This is a genomic window from Marinococcus halophilus, from assembly GCF_900166605.1.
GTDB classification, from domain to species: domain Bacteria; phylum Bacillota; class Bacilli; order Bacillales; family Marinococcaceae; genus Marinococcus; species Marinococcus halophilus.
This window is the reverse complement of the sequence record NZ_FVZD01000005.1, coordinates 73,547-95,609: the sequence shown is the minus strand read 5'-3', so window position 1 is coordinate 95,609 and position 22,063 is coordinate 73,547. Positions and strand designations below refer to the sequence as shown.

Here is a 22,063-nt window from a genome sequence, read left to right as displayed (position 1 = left end):
AATTGAAATGAAAGCGCTGACATTGTAGTATGAAAAGTATATTTGGCCTGTTTTCGAATCATAACATCGTTATATAATCTTACAAAAAAATTCATAAAAATCTTTCACGAATATTGCAATAATAAGAACAATTACTTATAATTACGTTAATCCACCCCGGTAATTGTTACGAAATTACTAATGTTAATTGTTTTATCTCGGTAATTCGTAATAACGAATACACGGTCATCAAGGTGAGAATGAGACAAAGAGAAGGGATGCCAATGAGCGTTTCATTAGATCAAGTAGATATGTCGATACTTGGGTATCTGCAGGCAAACGGCAAGGAATCCTACAGTGAAATCGCCCGTTGCCTGGGAGTGAGTGAGGGGACTGTCCGTTCAAGAATTAACAAAATGCTCCGCTATAACGTCTTTGAATTTATCATACATACCAATCCAAATAAAATTGGCCTTGATGTGCAGACGATTATCGGGCTAAGCACAAAGCTTGGAATGCAGGACGAAATTGCGAGTAAGCTGCAGCGTTTTTCCGAAGTGCGGTTTGTCGGTGCTTTCTCCGGCAACCACGATTTAATTTTACAGGCTTATTTTCGAAATAACGAGGATTTAGTGAATTTTGTTAACAGGGATTTAGCGCAAATTGATGGAATTTTGAACGCTGACGTGAACGTTGAGTTAAAGCAGTACAAGGATTCCTTTTCTTATTTAACTCCTTAACGGAACAACATTAAAGGTGGTGGTACCGCGAGCGAGGGTAAAGCCGGGAGCATTTAATTTGCTGTGTAGTACAGAACCAGCAGTAAAAGATCCAGGGCAATAAGCGCCGCAGTCTGAATGAAAAGAACACGGAAAAAAGAGGTCTCGATGACCTCAGAAGGCGGAAGCCGTTGTTCCCAGCCCTGAGTTGAAGGCCTGGAGGGGGCGAGCCGATGAGCTACTTTTCGAAAGCTGTGAGTAATAGCATCGAAAAATCCTCCGCGCATTACAAAAGCTGCAATGAAAACGATTAGATAAAACAGCCCTACATAAAACACATAATTAATCACATTCAGCAGCCCGAATGCCGGAGAAAAAATGAAAAACAGCAGGCCGGCAATTATTAAATTAGCGGTGAATACGGAGAGATTCAGTTTCCAATGCATATGCGGAACTCCTTCAGGATATTTATAACGCCCATCATTATAGCATAAATGCAGGCCGTCGCTGAACGAATCATTTTATTTACGAATAATTGCCCTGTGTACAAAAACATTAGTGCTTTTCGTATAGACAAAACGAATAAATTTTCATTTTCGCAAAAAATTAAAAAATTAATGAAAATATTCGCAAAATCTTGTATACTTTGTGAATGCAGAGAAAACAGAAATTTTACACAATAAAGACATAAAAGTTTTGGGGAGGTCAACATATCTTATGAAAAAGACAAAATTGACAGTATTAGCTTCTGCATTAATCTCGAGTACAGTACTTGCAGCGTGTTCCGGCGGCGGGGGCGGAGAGTCCGGCGGAGACGGCGGCAACGGCGGTGGTGATGGAGGCGGCGAAGGCCAGGCAAGCGGCGAGCAGGTTATCAACATCTCGCAGTCGGGCGATATTCCTTCCATGGACCCTTCACTTACTACAGACCAGTTCGGCATCCAATGGTCGGGGGAAATTTATGAAGGACTTTACCGTCTTGGCGAGAATGCGGAAATCACTGACGGCGTTGCTACAGGCGACCCGGAAATAAGTGAAGACGGAACGACTTGGACGTTTAATCTTCGGGAAGATTCTACTTGGACAAACGGAGACCCTGTAACAGCCGAGGATTTCGTTTATTCCTGGCAGCGGGCGGTAGATCCGGAGACAGCTTCTGAGTACGGACCTTATATGATGGGGGGCGTCATTGAAAACGCTACTGCCATCAGCGAAGGCGAAATGGAGCCGAGTGAACTTGGAGTGGAAGCTGTAGATGAACATACACTGGAAGTTTCTCTTGAAAAACAGACGCCATATTTCGAATCTCTGACAACATTCCCGACATTCTATCCTCTAAATGAAGAGTTTGTGGAAGAGCAGGGTGATGATTATGCCTTGAACCCTGATAATATGCTCACAAACGGACCATTTACAATGGAAGAATGGAACACCGGTGACAGTATGGCATTCGTGAAAAATGAAGACTATTGGGATGCAGATACTGTACAGCTGGAGGAAATCAACGTACAGGTAGTCAAAGAACCTTCCACAGGCACGAACCTGTACGAAACCGGTGAATTGGACCGCACGGAGCTGACTGCGGAATTTGTGGATGAGTACAGCACGAACCAGGACTACCGTGCAGTAGAACAGCCAACTTCCTGGTACGTTAAAATGAACCAGGAAAATGAAATTCTTGCGAACGAAAATACTCGTAAAGCCATCCAGATGGCCGTGAACAAAGAAGACTTAACAAATACTATCTTAAACAACGGCTCCATGCCTCTGGGCGGCCTGATGCCGGGCAACTTCGTTTTCAGCCCTGAAGGAGAAGAAGATTTCCGCGAAGTAAACGGCAACCTCTCAGCAACTGACAAAGAGCAGGCGCAGGAGCTTTGGGAGCAGGGTCTTGAAGAAATTGGCGCCGATAGCGCAGAGCTAGGTTACCTCACAGGTGATACTGAATCAGCTCAAAACATTAGTGCATATCTCAAGGAACAGTTAGAGGGCACTCTGGACGGGTTAACTGTGAACGTGCAGCAGGTGCCGTTTCAGGAGCGTCTCGATCGTGACACTAACATGGATTATGACCTGTTAATGTCCGGCTGGGGTCCTGACTATGTGGACCCGAACACATTCATGAACCTGTTTGTTACAGATAGCGGCAATAACCACACTGGTTATTCCAGTGAAGAATACGATTCCTTGATTGAAGAAGCAAACAACGAGTTAGCTGACCAGCCGCAGGAGCGTTGGGACAACTTCCTCGAAGCAGAAAAGCTTCTGATTGAAGAAGACGCAGTAATTGCTCCAATGTACCAGGAAGCCCAGGCTTATCTCTGGAACCCGGAACTGCAGGGAGTTATCGTTAACGCTGCGGGGCCTGATTTTGAATACAAGTGGGCTTACGTCAACGAAGATGCTACAGAGGAATAAAAACTAAATAAAATAATATTTTCAGGGGGCAAGAGAGTATATCCATAATAATTGGCTTATGCTCTCTTTTCCCTTGTTTCCTAAACTTAAAGGATTCACAACATGACTAACACCACGACATTTACAAGGAGGAAAAATGTATGGCACGTTATATTGCCACCAGAATCGTATACATGGCGATTACTTTATTTATTATCGCCAGTGTTACATTCTTTTTAATGAAATTGATGCCCGGCACGCCTTTGAGCTCGGCTGATCGTTTGTCAGAATCCCAACAGCAGATTGTGCTGGAACAGTACGGCCTGGATAAACCGGTGCCGCTTCAGTATGTGGACTATATGCTGGGGCTTGTGCAGGGAAACCTTGGTATCTCCTTTCAGTTTGACAATCGGGAAGTAACCGAAATCCTTGGAAACCGGATCGGCCCTTCTCTACAGCTGGGCATTCAAGCGCTTTTCATTGGCTCGATTTTAGGAGCTCTTTTAGGGCTAGTCGCGGCTATTTTTCATAACGGTATTTTAGACTTTGGCTCTACGCTGCTTGCGGTTATCGGGACTTCGATTCCGTCCTTTATTTTTGCGGGGCTGCTCCAATATTTTCTGGGCGTGCAGTGGCAGTTGTTCCCGGTTGCTACTTGGGGAACGTTCGCTCATACAATAATGCCGACAATTGCGCTACTTATATTTCCGATGGCTATTTGCGCGAGGTTTATGCGTACAGAAATGCTGGAGGTATTAAACAAAGATTATATCACTACAGCAAGAGCTAAAGGCGTCGGCTGGACAGCAGTTATTTTCAAGCACGGACTGCGCAATGCCCTGATTCCTTTGATTACGATTCTGGGGCCGCTTGCAGTAAGTCTTTTAACAGGAACTCTTGTTATCGAACAGATCTTTGCAGTACCGGGGATCGGGGAGCAGTTTGTCACCGCCGTAACGACGAACGATTACCCAATGATCATGGGAACGACCCTGTTTTTCAGCTTCTTATTTGTTCTGATTATTCTAATCATCGATATTCTTTATGGCATCATTGATCCGAGAATCCGCCTGGATGGAGGGAAGTAGAAGTTATGCAGCACGAAAACGAGAAAGAAAGAAAATACGACAAAGAACTATTCTCTCCAGCTGATGTACGGGAAGAGGACATGGAGCAAATTAACCGTCCGAGCCGGACGTTTTGGCAGGATGCCTTCCGGGCGCTGCGTAAAAACGTGGCAGCGATGATTTCTTTAATAGCATTATTACTTATTGTGTTTTTTGCTATCTTTGGCCCGATGATGAATGAATATACGCCGAGAGAGCAGGACTTATCACGGTCAAATTTACCGCCAAAAGTTCCTGTGCTTGAAAATATCGGCTGGCTGGGTATGGACGGCCAGGAAACATATGTTTTTGAAAATATTACAGCGGAGCAGGCCCAAACAAACGCAGAAAGCCGGTTCGGCAACGAAGATTATGTTCAATATGAAACGTTAAGCGAAGGCGATGGCTCTGTAGGCTCTGCCCAGGTGCAGGTCAACGTGGACAGTTACGCGGCAGCCGGAGTAGAAGAAACCAACTTTTGGTTCGGAACGGACCGGCTGGGAAGAGACCAGTGGACAAGAACGTGGGACGGCACGAGAGTTTCCCTTTTCATTGCTCTCATTGCCACGCTGCTTGACTTATTTATCGGTGTCGCCTACGGCGGTATTTCCGGCTTCTTTGGCGGTAAAACGGATAACATTTTACAGCGTCTGTTAGAAATACTTTCCGGTATACCGAACCTTGTCATTTTAATTCTTATGATTGTTGTCCTTGACCCGGGGATTCTCTCCATATCGCTTGCGATTGCGATTACTGGCTGGATCGGTATGTCGCGTATTGTCCGGGGAGAAATCTTAAAGCTGAAAAACGAAGAATTTGTGCTGGCTTCCCAAACGCTTGGACTGTCAAATTCAAAAGTAATCACTAAGCACCTTGTACCGAATACTATGGGCTTAATTATCATTAACACGATGTTTACGATTCCAAATGCGATTTTCTTTGAAGCTTTTCTGAGCTTTATTGGTCTGGGGCTGCAGCCTCCGAACGCTTCACTCGGGGTGCTGATTGATAACGGCTTTGATGCCCTGCAGACAACCCCGCACGTATTAATATTCCCGGCCGTTGTACTGTCAGTGTTAATGATTGCCTTTAACATTCTGGCTGACGGTATGCGTGATGCGTTTGATCCGAAGATGCGCGATTAGAATGTGGGAGGAACGAACATGAGTAACGAAACCATTTTAGATGTAAAAAATTTAAGTGTTTCCTTTAAAACGCCAAACGGCGAAGTGCAGGCTGTAAGAGACGTCAGCTTTTCAGTTGGAAAAGGGGAAACCCTGGCAATCGTAGGTGAGTCCGGATCGGGCAAATCGGTAACGACAAAGGCGCTGATGGGCCTGCTTCCGGCACCGAAAGGATATATTAAAAACGGCAATATTCTATACGGGAATGAGGATTTTGCCAAGCTGAGCGATAAGCAGATGACTAAATACCGCGGCAAGGATTTTGCGATGATTTTTCAGGATCCGATGACCTCCCTCAATCCGACGATGAAAGTAGGAACGCAGGTGATGGAAGGGCTGCGGATGCACCGGGGCATGAATAAAGAGGAAGCGAAAAAGGAAGCAGTACGGCTTCTGGAGCTGGTGCGCATCCCCGATGCAGAGGCAAGAATGAATCAGTACCCGCACCAGTTTTCGGGGGGCATGCGCCAGCGGGTGGTCATTGCCATCGCGCTCGCCTGCGACCCGAAAGTATTGATTGCAGATGAGCCGACAACAGCGCTTGACGTAACAATCCAGGCGCAGATTCTGGATATTATGAAAGATATTCAGGAGGAATTTGAAACCTCGATTATTTTCATTACGCACGACCTGGGCGTTGTGGCAAATGTAGCGGACCGGGTCGCGGTCATGTATGCCGGTAAGATTGTAGAAATCGGCTCTGTGGACGAGCTTTTTTACAACCCGAAGCATCCTTACACCTGGGGCCTCCTTGGTTCCATGCCGACGGTGGACCAGCGGGAGGAAGAATTATTTGCCATCCCGGGAACGCCGCCGGATCTGCTTCATCCGCCAGAGGGCGATGCTTTCGCCCCCCGGAACCGGTACGCGTTAAAAATTGATTACGAAGAGCAGCCGCCAATGTTTCAGGTATCCGACACGCACTATGCAGCGACATGGCTGCTGCATGAAAACTCACCGGATGTACAACCACCCGCCTCAGTACAGCAGCGCATTGATGAGATGAACGGGAAATGGGAGGCAGGAAAGTAGATATGAGTGATGAGAAATTATTGGAAATCAAAAACCTGAGTCAGCACTTTAAAACAGGTAGAAAAAGTGTCGTACGGGCAGTAGACGGCTTGAATTTTGATATATACAAAGGGGAAACGTTCGGGCTGGTAGGAGAGTCGGGCTGCGGAAAGTCAACGACTGGACGCTCGATTATCCGCCTGTACGAGGCGACAAGCGGCGAGGTTTTGTTCAAGGGAGAAAACGTTCAGGGCAAGAAATCCAAGAAAGAGCTGAAGAAGTTTAACCGCCAGATGCAGATGATTTTCCAGGATCCATATTCATCGCTGAACCCGCGGATGAAGGTCATTGATATTATTGCGGAGGGCATCGATATTCACGGCCTGGCAAAGGATAAAGAAGAGCGTCGCCAGCGCGTATATGAACTGTTGGAGACGGTCGGGCTAAGCCGGGAGCACGCAGAGCGCTACCCGCACGAATTCAGCGGAGGCCAGCGCCAGCGGATCGGGATTGCACGTGCCCTGGCTGTGAAGCCGGAATTTATTATCGCTGATGAGCCGATTTCAGCTCTCGACGTGTCGATTCAGGCCCAGGTCGTCAACCTAATGAAAAAGCTCCAGCGGGAAGAAGAGTTAACGTATTTGTTTATTGCTCATGACCTATCTATGGTGAAATATATCAGCGACCGTATTGGCGTAATGTATTTTGGCCGTCTTGTAGAGCTTGCTTCGAGTGAAGAGCTTTACAAAAATCCGCTGCATCCATATACGAAATCACTTTTATCTGCGATTCCCCAGCCTGACCCGGTCCACGAACGCACGAGACGCCGGCTGGCTTATAACCCGGAAGATCATGACCAGAGCGAAGAGCCTGAATTTCGGGAAGTATCAAAGGATCATTACGTGCTGTGCACAAGCCAGGAATTTGAGGAGATGCAGCAGCAGGCTCCGGTATAAACGGAAGTCCCCGTTCCCAAACTCATCAAGGAACGGGGAATTTTTCTTTCAATATGGGTTGATCAACGGGTAGGGCTGTGCTATGATTATCGTTGTCAGTCACCAAGCTACATATTTTTCAGCACGGAGGAGTACCCAAGTCTGGCTGAAGGGAGCGGTCTTGAAAACCGCCAGGGGCTTTGCGGCCCGCGGGGGTTCGAATCCCTCCTCCTCCGCCATTAATTTACCAGCGATAACTGCCCCAGACGGCAGTTTTTTTTAACGCCACTATCCGTTACGAGGGAAAAGAGGGCAGATGGCAATGGATCTACATACATATTGGATGCAGGAAGCCATCCGGGAAGCAAAACAAGCAGAAGCAGCAGGAGAAGTGCCAATTGGCGCGGTCATTGTTTATCAAAATGAAGTGATCGGGCGGGGAAGAAATCGTCGGGAGGAAGATCAGCAGGCGTCCGCTCATGCTGAGATGATTGCCATCCAGGAAGCCTGTACGTTTTTAAACAGCTGGCGGCTTGAAGAATGCACACTTTACGTCACGCTTGAGCCCTGTCCGATGTGCGCGGGAGCTATTGTGCAGGCCCGGGTGCCCTCCGTTGTTTTTGGAGCACATGACCCAAAGGCAGGCTGTGCCGGGACGTTGATGAACCTTCTTCAGGAGGAGCGCTTTAATCATCGCTGTGACGTTACTGCTGAAGTTGAAAGATCCGCTTGTGCTGATCTCCTCATTTCATTTTTCCGCCAAATGAGAGATCAGAAAAAGAATAGAAAGAAAGAAAACGGGGAATAGCTCTACAGTCGTTTAATTCTATTTGGAATATAGAAGCGTACCGTGCTATATTTAACAGGATTATTGAATAAACAGGGGGTTTTCCAGTGCGTTCAAATCAATTTACCGTGGAAACGGCACAGAAGTTGTCTGAAAAGCTGAATGTCCCGGCTGAACAAATTATGCATACGCCGCCTCATCTGATTAAAGAAAAAATCGCTGAGTGGGAAGAAAAAGAAGCAGGTAAAAGCCCGCACAAATCTATGTCTGCCGATTGAACCTCATCGGTTGCATAATACTGAAAAAATAGATATACTTATTATGCGCTTCGATAAGAAGTGCCTAAATATAGTGAACCCATTTGCCGTGCTAAGTGGGGAGGTAGCGGTGCCCTGTACTTGCAATCCGCTATAGCAAGACCGAATCCCTTTCCGAGGCTTTATTTTTGTAGGGTCTGCCCTGCGTAAGTGGTGTTGACGCCCAGGTTCTGCGCAACGGAAACCCGCGAACCCTGTCAGGTCCGGAAGGAAGCAGCAGTAAGCGGACTCTTCCGTGTGCCGCAGAGCTGCCTGGGCCGAGCAAACTGCGCAGGTAACGCTTATGAAAGTATTGTCGAAGAAAGGTGCACGGCTCTATAAACATATCATTCAAACGATTCCGTCTCAGGGGTCGTTTTATTTTTATATTCAAGTACAAGCTCCCGGCGTTTGAGTTTTGAAAATAGCTTCATAAATAGGTATAATGAATAAAGGAAGAAACGGAAATGAAGGGGGGAAACATGGTTGGGCCATCAAGCTTTATACCGGATGTGGCGGCCGCAGCTGCTTGAAGACGTAGTCGGCCAGGAACATATTACAAAAACGCTTCAGAATGCCCTTGTGCAGGAAAAATTCTCCCATGCTTACTTATTCAGCGGGCCGAGAGGGACAGGAAAAACGAGCGCCGCTAAGATCTTCGCCAAAGCGATCAACTGCGCGCAGGCTCCAACAGCTGAACCATGTAATGAGTGCGACGCCTGCACGGGCATTATGGACGGTTCAGTCGTTGACGTGATAGAAATTGATGCCGCCTCCAACAACGGTGTGGATGAAATTCGTTATATCCGCGAAAACGTGATTGCCGCTCCGAGGGATATCCGTTATAAAGTGTATATTATCGATGAAGTTCACATGCTGTCGACTGGGGCTTTCAATGCGCTGCTGAAAACATTGGAAGAACCTCCGAAGCATGCTGTTTTTATTTTAGCGACGACGGAACCGCATAAGATTCCGCTCACGATTGTTTCCCGCTGCCAGCGTTTTGATTTTAAGCGTATCCAGCCGGAAACCCTGGTGGAACGCATGAAATATATACTCGGGGAGCAGCAGGAAACAGCGGAAGAACAGGCGCTTTACCTGATTGCCCGGGCGGCTGAAGGCGGCATGAGAGATGCCCTCAGCCTGCTTGACCAGGCGATGTCGTTTGCTGAAGAAGCGGTTCGTGCAGAAGACGTGCTGGCAATCACCGGTGCGGTGTCGCAGCAGTTTTTAACAGACACCGTACGTGCATTGAAAGAACAGAATACAGCTGAAGCAGTGCAGGCTGCAGATCGTCTGGTGAAGGAAGGCAAAGATCCGGTCCGTTTTATGGAGGACATCATCTATTATCTCCGGGATATGCTGCTGAACCAGGCAGCTCCGGGCATGCAGGAGCTATTGGACCGGGCCACGCTTGACCAGGAATTTGAAGCCCTTTCATCGGAGGTGCCGGCAGAATGGATTTACCAGAGGATTGATCAGTTAAATAAAATTCACCAGGACATGCGCTGGTCAAGCCATCCTAAAATCTTTTTGGAGGTTGCTTTGATTCAGTCCTGCCACACGTCGGCCAAGGAGGCTGCTCCAGTATCGGAAAGCGGGGCTTCCGATGACAGAACGACCCGCCTGGAAAACCGCATCGCGTCGCTTGAAAAAGCCCTGAAAGAGAAACCGGCGGCGCCTGCGGCTCCTGAGCAGGCCCCGCCGGCGGCGGAAGAGCCCAAGCCTGAACCAGCTAAGCGTGCTTCCAAAAAAGGAGCTACTTCTTCCCCTTCCCAGGGTAAAGTCAAAGAAATCCTAAAAACAGCGACGAAGCAGGAGCTGCAGGACCTTGCCAATCAATGGAACAGTGTCATGAATGCAATGCGGGCAAGAAGTGTGCCCGGCCACGCCTGGCTAAACAACTCCAAACCGGTGATTGTCAACGAAACGGCCGTGCTCTTGTCTTTTAAAAACGAAATGCACCGCAATATGATTGAAACAAAGTTCCGGGAAGAAGTTATTGACGCCCTGCGGGAAATCACGGGGAAAGAACTGGAGCCGTATACGATCCTTTCAAATGAATGGGAAAGGATTAAGGAAGAGTACAAACAGCACCAGCAGGAAAATGGCACAGAGGCAGCAGAAAGTGAAGCGCCGGAAGCACCGGAAAATTCACAGGAAGAACCACCGGACCCACTGGTGGAAGAAGCAGTGAAGCGCTTCGGCTCTGAGTTTGTCGAAGTGGTGGATCACTAAATATGAGGAGGAAATTAAAATGAAAAACCAGGCAAATATGATGAAACAGATGCAGAAAATGCAGAAGGATATGCAGAAGGCTCAGGAAGAGCTGAAGGAAAAATCAGTAGAAGCAACGGCTGGCGGCGGAGCTGTAAAGGTAGTAGCTTCCGGCGACAAACAGATTTTAGACATTGAAATTGATGAAGATGTGGTTGATCCAGATGATGTCGAAATGCTCCAGGATCTCATGCTTGCAGCAATGAATGAAGCACTGAAGAAAGTGGATGAGCTTGTTGAGCAGGACATGGGGAAATTTACTAAAGGAATGAACATTCCCGGAATGTTCTAGGAGGAGATCAGGTGCAGTATCCGACACCTATTTCGCAATTAATTGACAGTTTTATGAAGCTGCCCGGCATCGGCCCAAAAACGGCCGGCCGGTTGGCTTTTTATGTATTAGATATGAAAGAAGACGATGTGCTTGAGTTTGCCAAAGCGCTTGTTAACGCAAAGCGGGAGCTTACTTATTGCTCGGTCTGCCACCACATTACCGACACGGACCCATGTTATATCTGCCAGGACAAGCAGCGTGACCGCTCTGTCGTGTGCGTGGTACAGGACGTTAAAGACGTCATAGCCATGGAAAAAATGCGGGAATTTTCAGGGCTGTATCACGTGCTGCACGGGGCGATTTCCCCTATGGACGGCATTGGGCCGGAGGATATTAACGTGCCCGACCTGTTAACCCGGCTCCAGGATGAACAGATTCAGGAAGTGATCATTGCGACGAACCCAACCATTGAGGGGGAAGCTACAGCTATGTATATTTCGAAGCTGCTAAAGCCGACCGGTATGAAGGTAACAAGAATTGCTCATGGTCTGCCGATCGGCGGGGATTTGGAATACGCTGATGAAGTAACATTATCAAAAGCCATTGAAGGACGTCGCGAACTGTAAGGGGATCTGTATGCCACTGAAAAAAAAGCTGAAAAAAAAGGAGCTCGAACGGCTGAAGGACCATATTTACGCTGCGAAGGAAAAAATGGAACAGTACCAGCGGCTTTTAAATAAAAGCGTGGAGCCTTCGGAAGAGCTTACGATCCAGTTCAAAATTCATCAGGCCAAATATGTTTTTTTACTCAAAGAAGCAAGGCATCAGAGGTATGAAGTAAAAACAAGTCCGTTTGCTTTGGAATAATACAGTAAAGTCGTTTCAGGCTTTTGGCACTGCCGGAGCCTGGAGCGGTTTTTTTACATAATACTAAAATCTCAGATTAAGAAAGTAGATATTATTCAAATTTTATTGTATTACTTCATTGAAACCCTCGTGATACGATTGCTTTTGAAAGCGATTACATTAATGAGGGGGATACATCATGGGGAGAACATGGAAAAAGCCTGTGGCGGCTTCACTGGCCGGAGTACTGGCTCTTGGGGGGCTCGCTGCCTGCGGTAATGACAGTGGCAGCGGAGGAGATGACGACGTCGTAACACTCAGTTACTGGAAATCGGCAGACACAGGCCGTCCGGACTTCGAAGCATTTATGGAGGTAGTAAACAAATTCAACGATGAACATGAGGATATCCAGCTGGATGTGAATACAACGCCCAATGATGATTATCGTACAAGGTTAAATACGAGGGCTGCCGGCGGAGATCTGCCGGATGTATTCCAAGTATGGCCAGGGGCAGAACTGCGCCCGCTTGTAGAAGCCGGAGCGGTAGAGCCAATCGATGATATTGAAGATTACTGGCTTGACAGTGGTTTGCTGGAAGAAGGATCTTTTGATGAATTTACAATAGAAGACAACACATACGCAGTACCGGTGAATAGTAACCCGACGCATTTTATATATTACAACAAGGACATGCTGAGTAAGGCCGGATATGACAGCTTTCCTGAAGATTATGAAGGATTTCTGCAGCTTATCAAAGATTTGAAAGAAGAAGATGTAACTCCAATTTCTCTTGGGAATTCAGGAGGATGGGTTTTGCAGTCAGTCTACATTTCCACAATAGCGGATCGATTTACCGGTCCTGACTTCCTGGAGGGCGTGGAAAATGGAGATAGAAAATTTACTGATCCTGAGTTTATTCAGGGCCTTGAAGTCATCGAAGAATTGAACAACATGGAAGCTTTTAATAACGATTTGAATACGATTGACAGTATACAGATGATAGACCAGTTTCTACAGGAGGAGTCCGCCATGGTAATGGACGGTAACTGGGCGGCTACTGAAATTATCGAAAATAAACAGGAAGATCAGGATATCGGCATTACTACTATTCCTTTAGGCGATCGTAACAGCATCTCAAATACTATGGGAAGCGCAAGCGCGATTAACAGTGATATCTCTGACGAGAAAAAAGAAGCAGCCAAAGAATTCTTAAAATGGCTCTACAACGAAGAATTGTTTAAAGAACTTCAATCAGTGGGCCGGATTGTGCCAACGAATGTGGAAAATCCAAATGATGAACTAGATCCGCTAGTAAATGAAATGATGGAAATTACGCAGGAAGCCGAAAATGCGCCAGTGTATGACGCCACTCTTACGCCGAGCTTAAATGATGAGCTTGAAAACCAGCTGCAGGCTTTAACCCTTGGAGAAACGACTCCGGAAGAAATTGGGGAAGCCCTGCAAGACGAAGTAGAATAATTAAGCCGTTCTGTTATCAAACATGATTTCATATATACTAAATAAAAGGAGGATGACCGGATTTCAGGTTTATCCTTCTTTTTGTTCCAGGAAAGGAGGGCGGTGTAGTGCGTAAAAAGCTTCCAATAAAGGACTGGAGCCTCAAAACAAAATCAACCATCATATTTCTCTGTCTGGCTACGCTCCCTATTTTAGCCGTGAGTGCCATCTTTTTTTACCAATCCAACAATATCCTCCGCCAGCAGGCGCTTGAAACGTCCAACCAAAACCTTTCCTCTATTGAAGCTGATTTAAATAATACGATGAGAGAGATTGAGGATATCTCGGAATATATTATATATAATAACGAATTTTATCAATATTTGACCTTTGAAGACGGGGAGGCCACAGTAGAAGAATTCAGCAACATGAATGAAAATCTGCGTGCATTTTTTACCTTTCATTTAACAAATAAAAACTACTTCCAGTCCGTGTTTATTGAAGGAGAGAATGGACGTTCCATTATGATGGGGGACTATATAGAAAACGAAAATAAAAAGTGGATCACGGCTTCGAGAGAGCGGGAGGGACAGGTCCTGTGGACAGATCCTTATGAAGTGCAGACAGGTTTTCCGACTGAAGAGAAAAAAGTGATCAGCCTGTTTCGCCAGATTAACAGCCGATATGATTTCACCAACTCGATAGGAGAGGTACGCATCCACTTAAATGAGCAGCAATTGTATGATTACTTGATGAGTGACCTGGAAAATGAGTCCAGCGACTTATTTGTGTTGAGGGAAGATGGAACGTTAATGCTTCATGCAGACAAAGAAACCGCTGGGCGTTCTTTTTCCGACCAAACTCTTATGCGGCGCATAAAAAATGAACAGGAAGAGCCCTTCAAATACAGCTACAACGGTGAAGATTATTATGTTTCTTCCAAGCAGCTCGAAGATTTATATCTTGTTTCCATGGTGAAAGAATCGTATATAGCAACAGAGCTTTCTAACGTACGTCACATTACTGCCGGAATTATCATTGGCACCATTATTTTAAGTATTCTTGTCATTATAGGTTTTTTCATGTTCGTGTTGAAACCGATCGGGGCATTAACACGAGAAATTCGAAGAGTGGAAAAAGGTGATTTTACGGCCCGGGTCGAAGCCGCTTCCAAGGATGAAATCGGAACATTAAGCAGACGCTTTAACCGGATGGTGCAGGAAATTCAGTCACTGATCAATACGAAGTACAAGCTGGAGCTTAAAACAAAGGAATCAGAGCTGAAGGCGATGCAGAGCCAGATCAATCCGCATTTTCTATATAATACCCTGGATATGATTCGATGGTCAGCGAGGCTAGAGAAAGCTCCAAATACCGGTAAAAGCATCGAAGACCTTTCCCGGATTTTTCGGCACACGTTAAGTAAAGGCAACACCTGGGTGGGCCTTGAAGAGGAATTAGTAAGTGCGAAAAGTTATCTGGAGCTTCAAAAAAGAAGGATGGGGGCAAAGCTTCACTACTCGTTGTTTGTAGAGACAGGATTGGAGCACGTGCCGGTGATGAAAATGATCGTGCAGCCCTTAATTGAAAACAGCATCGAGCATGGAATGGGGGCAAAGAAGCAGACAATTCATATTAAGGTTCGCGCTTACCAGCTTGAAGAAGCGCTGATTATAGATGTTATAGACAATGGAGTCGGTATTGAAGCGGAGGATATTAAAGAATTAAAAAGCAGCGCGCCTGAGTCACGACAAGGGTTTGCTCTGCAAAATATTGAGAAACGCATTGCCAATACTTACGGGGAGAGATTTGGTCTGAATATAGTGCCGGCGGTAGAAGGAACGCATATTCAGATCCGTTTTCCTATTCTGAAAGAAAAAAATAATGAATCACACCTCAACAAAGAGGAGGGGGAGACAAATGGCAACGAAAATATTGATCGTGGATGATGAACCTATGATTTGTGAAGGGCTTTCGCAAACGATCGACTGGGAAAGCATTGATGTAGAAGTAAAAGGAATAGCCTATGATGGCCTGCAGGCATTGGAGATATTGAACGAGCATAAAATAGATATAGTTCTTACGGACATTACCATGCCTAACATGGACGGTCTTGCTTTAACGGAAGAATTGACAGCGCTTCATCCGTATGTGGAAGTGATTATGTTCAGTGGCTATGACGAATTTGAATATGCCAGACAGGCTCTGCGGCTGGGGGTAAACGACTTTTTACTGAAGCCGATCGATATTGAAGAGCTGCTGTCTATTGTAAAACGTCTTCAGCATAAAAAAAGTTTCTCTGAGAATAATTATAGTGATCTTCGGGAGCAACTAAAGCTTACGATACAAAAACAGTTATTTCGTCATTATATTACGACTGAAGAAATTAATCGATGGGAGAAGCACTATAAAAGCTGCTGCGTAGTGGTCGCAGAAATAAAAGAATATGCCCGTGGGAAGGAAAAAATAGAGCAGGAAGGGCAGAAAGAACATTTGATGGCAATGATTGAAGAAAAAATTGCGGTATGGAGCCAGCAGTTCATCCGTATATGGAAGCATGAGAACGAATGGATATATGTATGCTGCGGGGATGACTCAAGCCTGTCAGTAACAGAGGATCACCTCGAAAAACTTCAAAAGCAGGTCGAAGCAAAAGGGATAAAAATGCAGGCAGCGTTATCCGCCCCCGGCTCCTTTCAAGACATACGAGTGCTTTATGAACAAGCAGACACACTTTTAACCCTTATCAGAGGAACCACTAAGGGCGTTACAGTGGGAGGGAATGATGAGCTTCAGGAAGCTTCTTTTTCTGCCTCAAAAGCCTTCAAAGACCAGCTGGCCGTTTGTATTATGGGAGGGCAGGCGGCAGAAGCAAAAGAGCTGGTACAGGAAGTATTTGATGAACTAATCGAAAAAGATACAGCCGTTGATCCAGTCTTCCGTATAATGAGGGAGCTTGAAGTAGTAATAAAGAATAAAGTGTTTTCCCAAGTCCAGGAACGAACATTTGATATCAACGAGTTTAAGCTTCAACAGGACGTTGATACGCGTATTTACAATACGCCCGAAGATATTCAAAGCTTCTTCATGGAGGATATGCTTCGCATGGCCGGGGCTTTATCAAACAGGAAGGAAACCAATTGGATCATTGATCAGGTGCTTTATTACATGAAACACAACTATCAGCATGATTTACAGGCAAAAGCGATCGCGGAAACCCATTTCATTACTCCTAATTATTTCAGTATATTATTCAAACAGGAAACGGGGCTGAGCTTTTCAGATTATTTAAATACCCTGCGTATCGAAAAAGCTTCAGAGCTGTTGTTGACTACGTCAAACCGGGTATTTGAGATCGCCGAGTATGTCGGCTACAGCGAATACAAATACTTTGTGAAGGTATTCAAAAAATATAAAGGAACGACCCCTACGCAATACCGCGCCATGAATACAACAAATACTCAATAAATGTGGATGTTATGTTAAAAAAGTCGATTTTTTGTCTCGGCAGCTCCTTTTATAATCTAAATGTAAGCGTTTTCTAAAAGGGGTGAAAAAATGCACTTGCTCAGAAGTCCATGGAAAATTAGTTTAGGTTTAGTGCTGCCATTGATTATTTATATGGTGTTTGGCATTATTCCGATTTTTATTTCTTTCTACTATTCCTTTATGGCCTGGGACGGGTTTTCTGCTATGAACTTTGTCGGAATAGAAAATTACGTTACTGCCTTTCAGGATTCGACGTTCTGGCTATCACTGCGTAATAACATTTTGGTGGTACTTGCCTCTGTGCTTGGACAAATTCCGATTGGTCTGGGATTGGCTCTGTTATTAAACCGGAAAATTAAAGGAGCGAAGTTCTTCCGCACGATCGGTTTTCTTCCAGTGGTTATTTCGACTGTTGTAATCTCTATTACATGGAGGATGATCTACAACTCAGAGCAGGGGCTTCTTAACAATTTACTGGAGACTACAGGACTTGGTTTTCTCCAGCAGAACTGGCTCGGCGACCCGGATTCCGCCATATTTGCTATTTTAATTACGATAGTTTGGCAGTTTGTTGGCCTGTACTTTATTATTTTCCTTTCCGCCCTCCAGACGATTCCGAAGGAACTGCTTGAAGCAGCAGAGCTTGACGGGGCCGGGGAGTGGCACAAGATCTTACACATTACGCTCCCTTCCATCCGAAACGTCATTTTGGTCGCGATTGTTTTGTGCATAAGCGGCAGCTTAAAAACATTTGATTTGATTTATGTTATGACCCAGGGCGGCCCCGCGCATTCCACAGAAGTAATGGCCACCTATATGTACAGTGAAACATTTGAAGGCCTGAGCTACGGGTATGGAAGCGCGCTTTCGATTTTAATTCTCGTATTCAGCCTGATCCTGATTTTAATCACAACAAAAGTAATGGGTGTTAAGAGAGCATAAGGAAAGGAGAAAAAAATATGATGGGAAATAAAGCAGAGCCAAGAGAAATGACTGCCGTCGACCGGGACGCCGTGGCAAAAACAAAACGAAAGCTCCGTAGGACGCTCGTATATATCATTTTAATTTTATTTACAATCGTGAATGCGTACCCTATCTTCTGGATGATTATGAATGCTTTCAAAACGAGCCAGGATTTTTCATTAAACCCGTTCGGCCTCCCGGCTCAGTGGGTGTTTGAAAACTTTCAGGATGCGTGGGTCACGGCAAATATCGGCACTTTCTTCTTTAACAGCGTACTGGTTGGAGCGGCAGCTGTGTTAATTTCTATTTTTTCGGGCGCGCTTGCGGCGTACTTTTTATCCAGGTTTGAGTTCCGGGGGAAAAAGTTCATTTATGGATTTCTCGTGATCGGCCTTTTGATTCCAATCCATGCCACTCTTGTGCCAATGTATATTCTTATGCAGAATTTAGGGATTTTGAATACGTATTGGGCACTGATCTTCCCGTACGTGGCGTTTAACCTTCCTATCACAGTATTTTTACTTACCAGCTTTATGAGTTCTTTTCCGAAGGAAATGGAGGAATCAGCGATTATGGACGGATGCGGGGTATTTCGTATCTTTTGGTCCATTATTCTGCCAATGACAAGGCCGGCGATTGCTACGGCAGTTATCATCAACTTTATTAACAACTGGAACGAGTTTGCCTTTGCCCTGGTGCTTATCAGCGACGAAGCGCTTCAGACACTGCCGCTCGGCCTGGCAAACTTTGCAGGCGCCTACACAACAAACTATCCGGCTCAGATGGCGGGATTAACTCTTGTGCTGGTCCCTACAATCATTTTTTATCTGCTCATGGAAAAGCAAATTGTTGAAGGCATGACACAGGGAGCTGTAAAAGGCTGATATTTTGAATATGAAGGAGCTGAAAATATGTCTACTCATACAGTAACTATTCCTAAAAATTTTATGCTTGGGGCCGCGCTGTCGGCCTGGCAGTCGGAGGGCTGGTCCGGGAAGAAGGAAAGCCAGGATTCCTACATGGACCTTTGGTATAAAAACCATCGGCATGTCTGGCATGACGGCTACGGGCCAGCCATAGCCACGGATTTCCGGAATCGGTACAAAGAGGATATCAGCTACATGAAAACCATTGGCCTGACGCATTTTCGTACCTCGGTGAACTGGTCCCGGTTTTTAACCGATTATGAAAACGCCATCGTCGATGAAGAATATGCTTCCTACGTGGAAGACATGGTGGACGAATTAATCGCCCAGGGCGTGGAGCCGATGATCTGCCTTGAGCATTACGAGATTCCGGCCGAGCTGTTTGAACGGTACGGCGGATGGGAATCCAAGCATGTCGTTCGGTTGTTTGAAAAATACGCGGAGAAAGTGATGAACCGACTCGGCGACCGGGTCAAACACTGGCTGACGTTTAATGAGCCCATCGTGCCGCAGACCCGCATGTATTTGGATGCGATTCGTTATCCGTTTGAACAAAACACTCAAAAATGGATGCAATGGAACTTTCATAAAACGCTTGCCACCGCCCGTGTCGTGAAATTGTTCCGGGAAAAACAGCTCGCGGAGCGCACCGGAGCGAAAATCGGTGTCATCCTCAATCCGGAAGTCACATATGCCCGGTCGACAGCGCCTCATGATCAGGAAGCGGCGCACAAGCATGACCTGTTTTTTAACCGGATGTTTCTGGATCCGACAATCAAAGGGGAATATCCGGAAGAGTTGTATGAAATGATGCACAAGCACGATATTGCCTTTACAGCGGCCGAGGAAGACTTGGATACGATCCGCAGCTATACCGTGGACTACGTCGGACTAAATTTGTATTTTCCCCACCGCGTGCAGGCACGGACGTCCGGGTGGAACGAGCAGGTCCCGTTTCATCCAAGGTACTATTACGACCCCTTCGACCTCCCCGGGAAAAAGATGAATCCTTACCGCGGGTGGGAAATCTTTCCCCGTATTATGTATGACATGGCGATCCGCATGAAAGAAGAGTATGGAAACATCGAATGGTTTATTGCGGAAAACGGGATGGGGGTCGAAAACGAACAGCGATTCAAAAATGAGGAAGGCATTATTCAGGATGATTACCGGATTGCGTTTATTACCGAGCATTTATCGTGGCTGCTGGCGGCCGTCAACGAAGGCGTGAACTGCCGGGGATATATGCTGTGGGCCTTTTCGGACAATGTCTCTCCAATGAACGCGTTTAAAAACCGGTACGGCCTCGTTTCCATCGACCTGGATAACAATCGGGACCGAACCATGAAAAAGTCTGCCTATTGGTTCCAAGATGTAATTAAAACCCGTAAACTTAAGGTGGAAGAAGAACCTTACAAATAAAAAGAACGGGGGATGAAATGAATACGTATCTGGCGGTGGATCTGGGCGGAACCTTTATGAAGTATGCTTTAATCACAGAGGAGGGCACGATTCAATTAAAAGAAAAAACCAAAAGCCCCGTTAGTATCGATGATTTAGTGGAAACAGTGGGAAGGCTCTCAGAAAAATTATTTCCCGTAAAGGCAGTCACGATGAGCTCGCCTGGGGCAGTAACCGAAGAAGGGGTGGTGCAGGGATCCAGCGCTCTTTCCTATTTACATGGTCCGAACATAAAAAACCTGCTGCAGAAACGAGTACAGCTGCCGGTATATATGGAAAACGATGCGAATTGTGCAGCATATGCGGAAGTGTGGAAAGGAGCAGGGTCCGAGGCCCGGAATATGCTGTCGGTAGTTATCGGTACAGGTATTGGCGGGGCGATTATTAAGGACGGGGTGCTGCACCGGGGAAACCATCTACATGGAGGCGAGTTTGGCTACATGCTGTTAAATACAGAGGAGCCGGGGTTTAACCAGACGTGGAGCGGGCTGGCCTCGACACAGGCCTTAGTGCGCCGTTTTGCGAATGCTAAACAGAAAAATTCTGAAGACTATACGGGAGAAGATATCTTTCGGCTTGCAGATGAACACGATCAGGAGGCGGTTGAGGCTGTAGAAAAGTTTTATTATTATGTAGCGGCTGGGATTTACAACCTGCAGTATATGTATGATCCGGAATTAATTACTATTGGCGGCGGCATAAGCGCACGTGAAGACCTCATTACAAAAGTGAATGAAAAATTGGATGTGATTATGGCATCCCTGCCATTGGGAAAAATCAAGCCCGCTATCGCGGCTTTTAAATTCCGGCAGCATTCCAATCTTCTCGGAGCAGTTTACCATGGTCGGCTAGAGGAAATGAAAAAAGAGTAGCTGAAAAACTCCTTAGTATAAAATGTCGGATGTTCGGCAAAAGCAACTGTATAATATTAAAATAAATTGAAGAGCCGGGGAAGGGTTTATTCTCTATCCGGCTTTTTAGTGTATTTGATAAACAGGAGTTTAGGTTATTAACTATTCCAAAAAGGGAAGATAAGTACCGGGTAAAAGCATAACCATATTTCAAGCTGCTATGGAAAGGATGAGTAACTGATGAGCAACTCCATTCCGGAGATCCGCCTGAATGATGGCCTGACGCTTCCGGCTATCGGATTTGGAACATACGCGTTAAATGGAAATGAAGGAGCCAACGCTGTAGACCGGGCGATCCATGCAGGGTATCGCCTGCTCGATACGGCCTACAACTATGAAAATGAAGGGACCGTAGGAGAAGCTGTGCGGCGAAGCTCTGTTCCGAGACAGGAGCTTCGGATCACATCCAAGCTGCCCGGGCGTTACCAGGAGTATGAAAAAGCTGTACCAGCGATTCAGGAGTCATTGTACCGCGCGGGGCTGGATTATTACGACCTGTATTTGATTCATTGGCCCAACCCGAAGCAGGGACATTACGTTGAAGCGTGGCAGGCGCTGATTGAGGCGAAAAAATGGGGACTTGTCCGTTCCATTGGAGTATGCAACTTTTTGCCAGAGCACCTGGAGCATCTCGAAAAAGAAACGGGCGTGAAGCCAAGCATTAACCAGATTGAGCTTCACCCATATTTTAATCAGGAAGAGTCAAGAAAATGGCATGAAAAGCATGATATTCAAACCGAATCCTGGAGTCCACTGGCGAAGGCCAGTGATGTGCTGCAGGATGAAACGATCCGTAAAATAGCAAATAATCATAATAAAACAGTCTCTCAAATTATTCTTCGCTGGCATTACCAATTGGGTACGGTACCGATACCAAAATCAATGTCCCCCCGCCGGCAGATTGAAAACCTTTCGATCTTTTCCTTTTCGCTCGATGAGCAGGAAATGGAATTGCTTGCATCACTAACCCGCCCGGACGGACGTACAAATGATCAGGACCCGGCGGTGTACGAAGAGTTTTAAACCCATGTCATAGAGTAAAA

General features: G+C 46.0%; 21 protein-coding genes, 1 tRNA gene and 1 other RNA gene. 22 read left to right on the top strand and 1 reads right to left on the bottom strand.

Annotated elements, in window-relative coordinates; translation table 11 throughout:
- Positions 1–263 precede the first annotated feature (263 nt).
- Positions 264–719 carry an Lrp/AsnC family transcriptional regulator gene (locus B5066_RS02870; protein WP_079474457.1) on the top strand — a complete coding sequence of 152 codons (456 nt, stop codon included), beginning with the start codon at positions 264–266 and terminating at the stop codon, positions 717–719.
- A 53-nt stretch (positions 720–772) separates the two neighbouring features.
- Here B5066_RS02870 and B5066_RS02865 read toward each other — a convergent pair whose 3' ends face one another.
- Entirely contained in the window at positions 773–1,144 is a 372-nt protein-coding gene (locus tag B5066_RS02865; RefSeq protein WP_079474456.1) for a DUF3899 domain-containing protein, read from the bottom strand.
- Between the two features lie 271 nt (positions 1,145–1,415).
- Here B5066_RS02865 and B5066_RS02860 point away from each other — a divergent pair, with 271 nt between their 5' ends.
- The 21 genes from B5066_RS02860 to B5066_RS02760 all read left to right on the top strand — a co-directional run bounded on the left by B5066_RS02860 (position 1,416) and on the right by B5066_RS02760 (position 22,043).
- Complete coding sequence (locus tag B5066_RS02860) at positions 1,416–3,116, top strand: peptide ABC transporter substrate-binding protein (RefSeq protein ID WP_079474455.1); 1,701 nt, start codon at positions 1,416–1,418, stop codon at positions 3,114–3,116.
- Positions 3,117–3,256: 140 nt separating this feature from the next.
- Entirely contained in the window at positions 3,257–4,183 is a 927-nt protein-coding gene (gene opp3b, locus B5066_RS02855) for an oligopeptide ABC transporter permease (protein ID WP_079474454.1), read from the top strand.
- A 5-nt stretch (positions 4,184–4,188) separates the two neighbouring features.
- A complete protein-coding gene (opp3C, locus tag B5066_RS02850; RefSeq protein WP_079474453.1) occupies positions 4,189–5,346 on the top strand; it encodes an oligopeptide ABC transporter permease in 1,158 nt (385 codons plus the stop codon).
- Between the two features lie 18 nt (positions 5,347–5,364).
- The gene (locus tag B5066_RS02845) at positions 5,365–6,417 is read left to right on the top strand and encodes an ABC transporter ATP-binding protein (RefSeq protein ID WP_079474452.1); all 1,053 of its coding nucleotides are present in this window, start codon (positions 5,365–5,367) and stop codon (positions 6,415–6,417) included.
- 2 nt (positions 6,418–6,419) lie between these two features.
- Positions 6,420–7,352, top strand: a complete 933-nt coding sequence (locus tag B5066_RS02840) for an ABC transporter ATP-binding protein (RefSeq protein ID WP_079474451.1) — start codon at positions 6,420–6,422, stop codon at positions 7,350–7,352.
- A 125-nt stretch (positions 7,353–7,477) separates the two neighbouring features.
- Positions 7,478–7,570 (top strand) — tRNA-Ser (locus B5066_RS02835).
- An 83-nt stretch (positions 7,571–7,653) separates the two neighbouring features.
- Positions 7,654–8,139 carry a tRNA adenosine(34) deaminase TadA gene (gene tadA, locus B5066_RS02830; protein WP_371862277.1) on the top strand — a complete coding sequence of 162 codons (486 nt, stop codon included), beginning with the start codon at positions 7,654–7,656 and terminating at the stop codon, positions 8,137–8,139.
- Between the two features lie 86 nt (positions 8,140–8,225).
- Complete coding sequence (locus B5066_RS02825; protein WP_079474449.1) at positions 8,226–8,396, top strand: YycC family protein; 171 nt, start codon at positions 8,226–8,228, stop codon at positions 8,394–8,396.
- A gap of 86 nt (positions 8,397–8,482) precedes the next feature.
- Positions 8,483–8,748: signal recognition particle sRNA large type (gene ffs / locus B5066_RS02820), an RNA gene on the top strand.
- A 152-nt stretch (positions 8,749–8,900) separates the two neighbouring features.
- Positions 8,901–10,652 (top strand): DNA polymerase III subunit gamma/tau, encoded by a 1,752-nt coding sequence (gene dnaX / locus B5066_RS02815; protein WP_079474448.1) that lies wholly within the window; start codon positions 8,901–8,903, stop codon positions 10,650–10,652.
- A 19-nt stretch (positions 10,653–10,671) separates the two neighbouring features.
- Positions 10,672–10,983 (top strand): YbaB/EbfC family nucleoid-associated protein, encoded by a 312-nt coding sequence (locus B5066_RS02810; RefSeq protein WP_022792923.1) that lies wholly within the window; start codon positions 10,672–10,674, stop codon positions 10,981–10,983.
- An 11-nt stretch (positions 10,984–10,994) separates the two neighbouring features.
- Positions 10,995–11,591 carry a recombination mediator RecR gene (gene recR, locus B5066_RS02805; RefSeq protein WP_079474447.1) on the top strand — a complete coding sequence of 199 codons (597 nt, stop codon included), beginning with the start codon at positions 10,995–10,997 and terminating at the stop codon, positions 11,589–11,591.
- Between the two features lie 10 nt (positions 11,592–11,601).
- Complete coding sequence (locus B5066_RS02800) at positions 11,602–11,832, top strand: YaaL family protein (protein ID WP_079474446.1); 231 nt, start codon at positions 11,602–11,604, stop codon at positions 11,830–11,832.
- Positions 11,833–12,010: 178 nt separating this feature from the next.
- Entirely contained in the window at positions 12,011–13,291 is a 1,281-nt protein-coding gene (locus B5066_RS02795; protein ID WP_079474445.1) for an ABC transporter substrate-binding protein, read from the top strand.
- 107 nt (positions 13,292–13,398) lie between these two features.
- On the top strand, positions 13,399–15,219 hold the full coding sequence (locus B5066_RS02790) for a sensor histidine kinase (RefSeq protein WP_079474444.1): 1,821 nt from the start codon (positions 13,399–13,401) through the stop codon (positions 15,217–15,219).
- A complete protein-coding gene (locus tag B5066_RS02785) occupies positions 15,191–16,738 on the top strand; it encodes a response regulator (RefSeq protein WP_179124018.1) in 1,548 nt (515 codons plus the stop codon). The genes B5066_RS02790 and B5066_RS02785 overlap by 29 nt, the downstream gene beginning before the upstream one ends.
- A gap of 90 nt (positions 16,739–16,828) precedes the next feature.
- Entirely contained in the window at positions 16,829–17,701 is an 873-nt protein-coding gene (locus tag B5066_RS02780) for a carbohydrate ABC transporter permease (RefSeq protein WP_079474442.1), read from the top strand.
- Positions 17,702–17,718: 17 nt separating this feature from the next.
- Entirely contained in the window at positions 17,719–18,606 is an 888-nt protein-coding gene (locus B5066_RS02775) for a carbohydrate ABC transporter permease (protein ID WP_233133258.1), read from the top strand.
- A gap of 27 nt (positions 18,607–18,633) precedes the next feature.
- A complete protein-coding gene (locus tag B5066_RS02770; protein WP_079474441.1) occupies positions 18,634–20,070 on the top strand; it encodes a glycoside hydrolase family 1 protein in 1,437 nt (478 codons plus the stop codon).
- A gap of 17 nt (positions 20,071–20,087) precedes the next feature.
- Complete coding sequence (locus B5066_RS02765) at positions 20,088–20,981, top strand: ROK family protein (protein ID WP_079474440.1); 894 nt, start codon at positions 20,088–20,090, stop codon at positions 20,979–20,981.
- 219 nt (positions 20,982–21,200) lie between these two features.
- Positions 21,201–22,043: an aldo/keto reductase gene (locus B5066_RS02760; RefSeq protein ID WP_079474439.1), complete on the top strand. Its 843-nt coding sequence runs from the start codon at positions 21,201–21,203 to the stop codon at positions 22,041–22,043.
- The last annotated feature ends 20 nt before the right edge of the window (positions 22,044–22,063 follow it).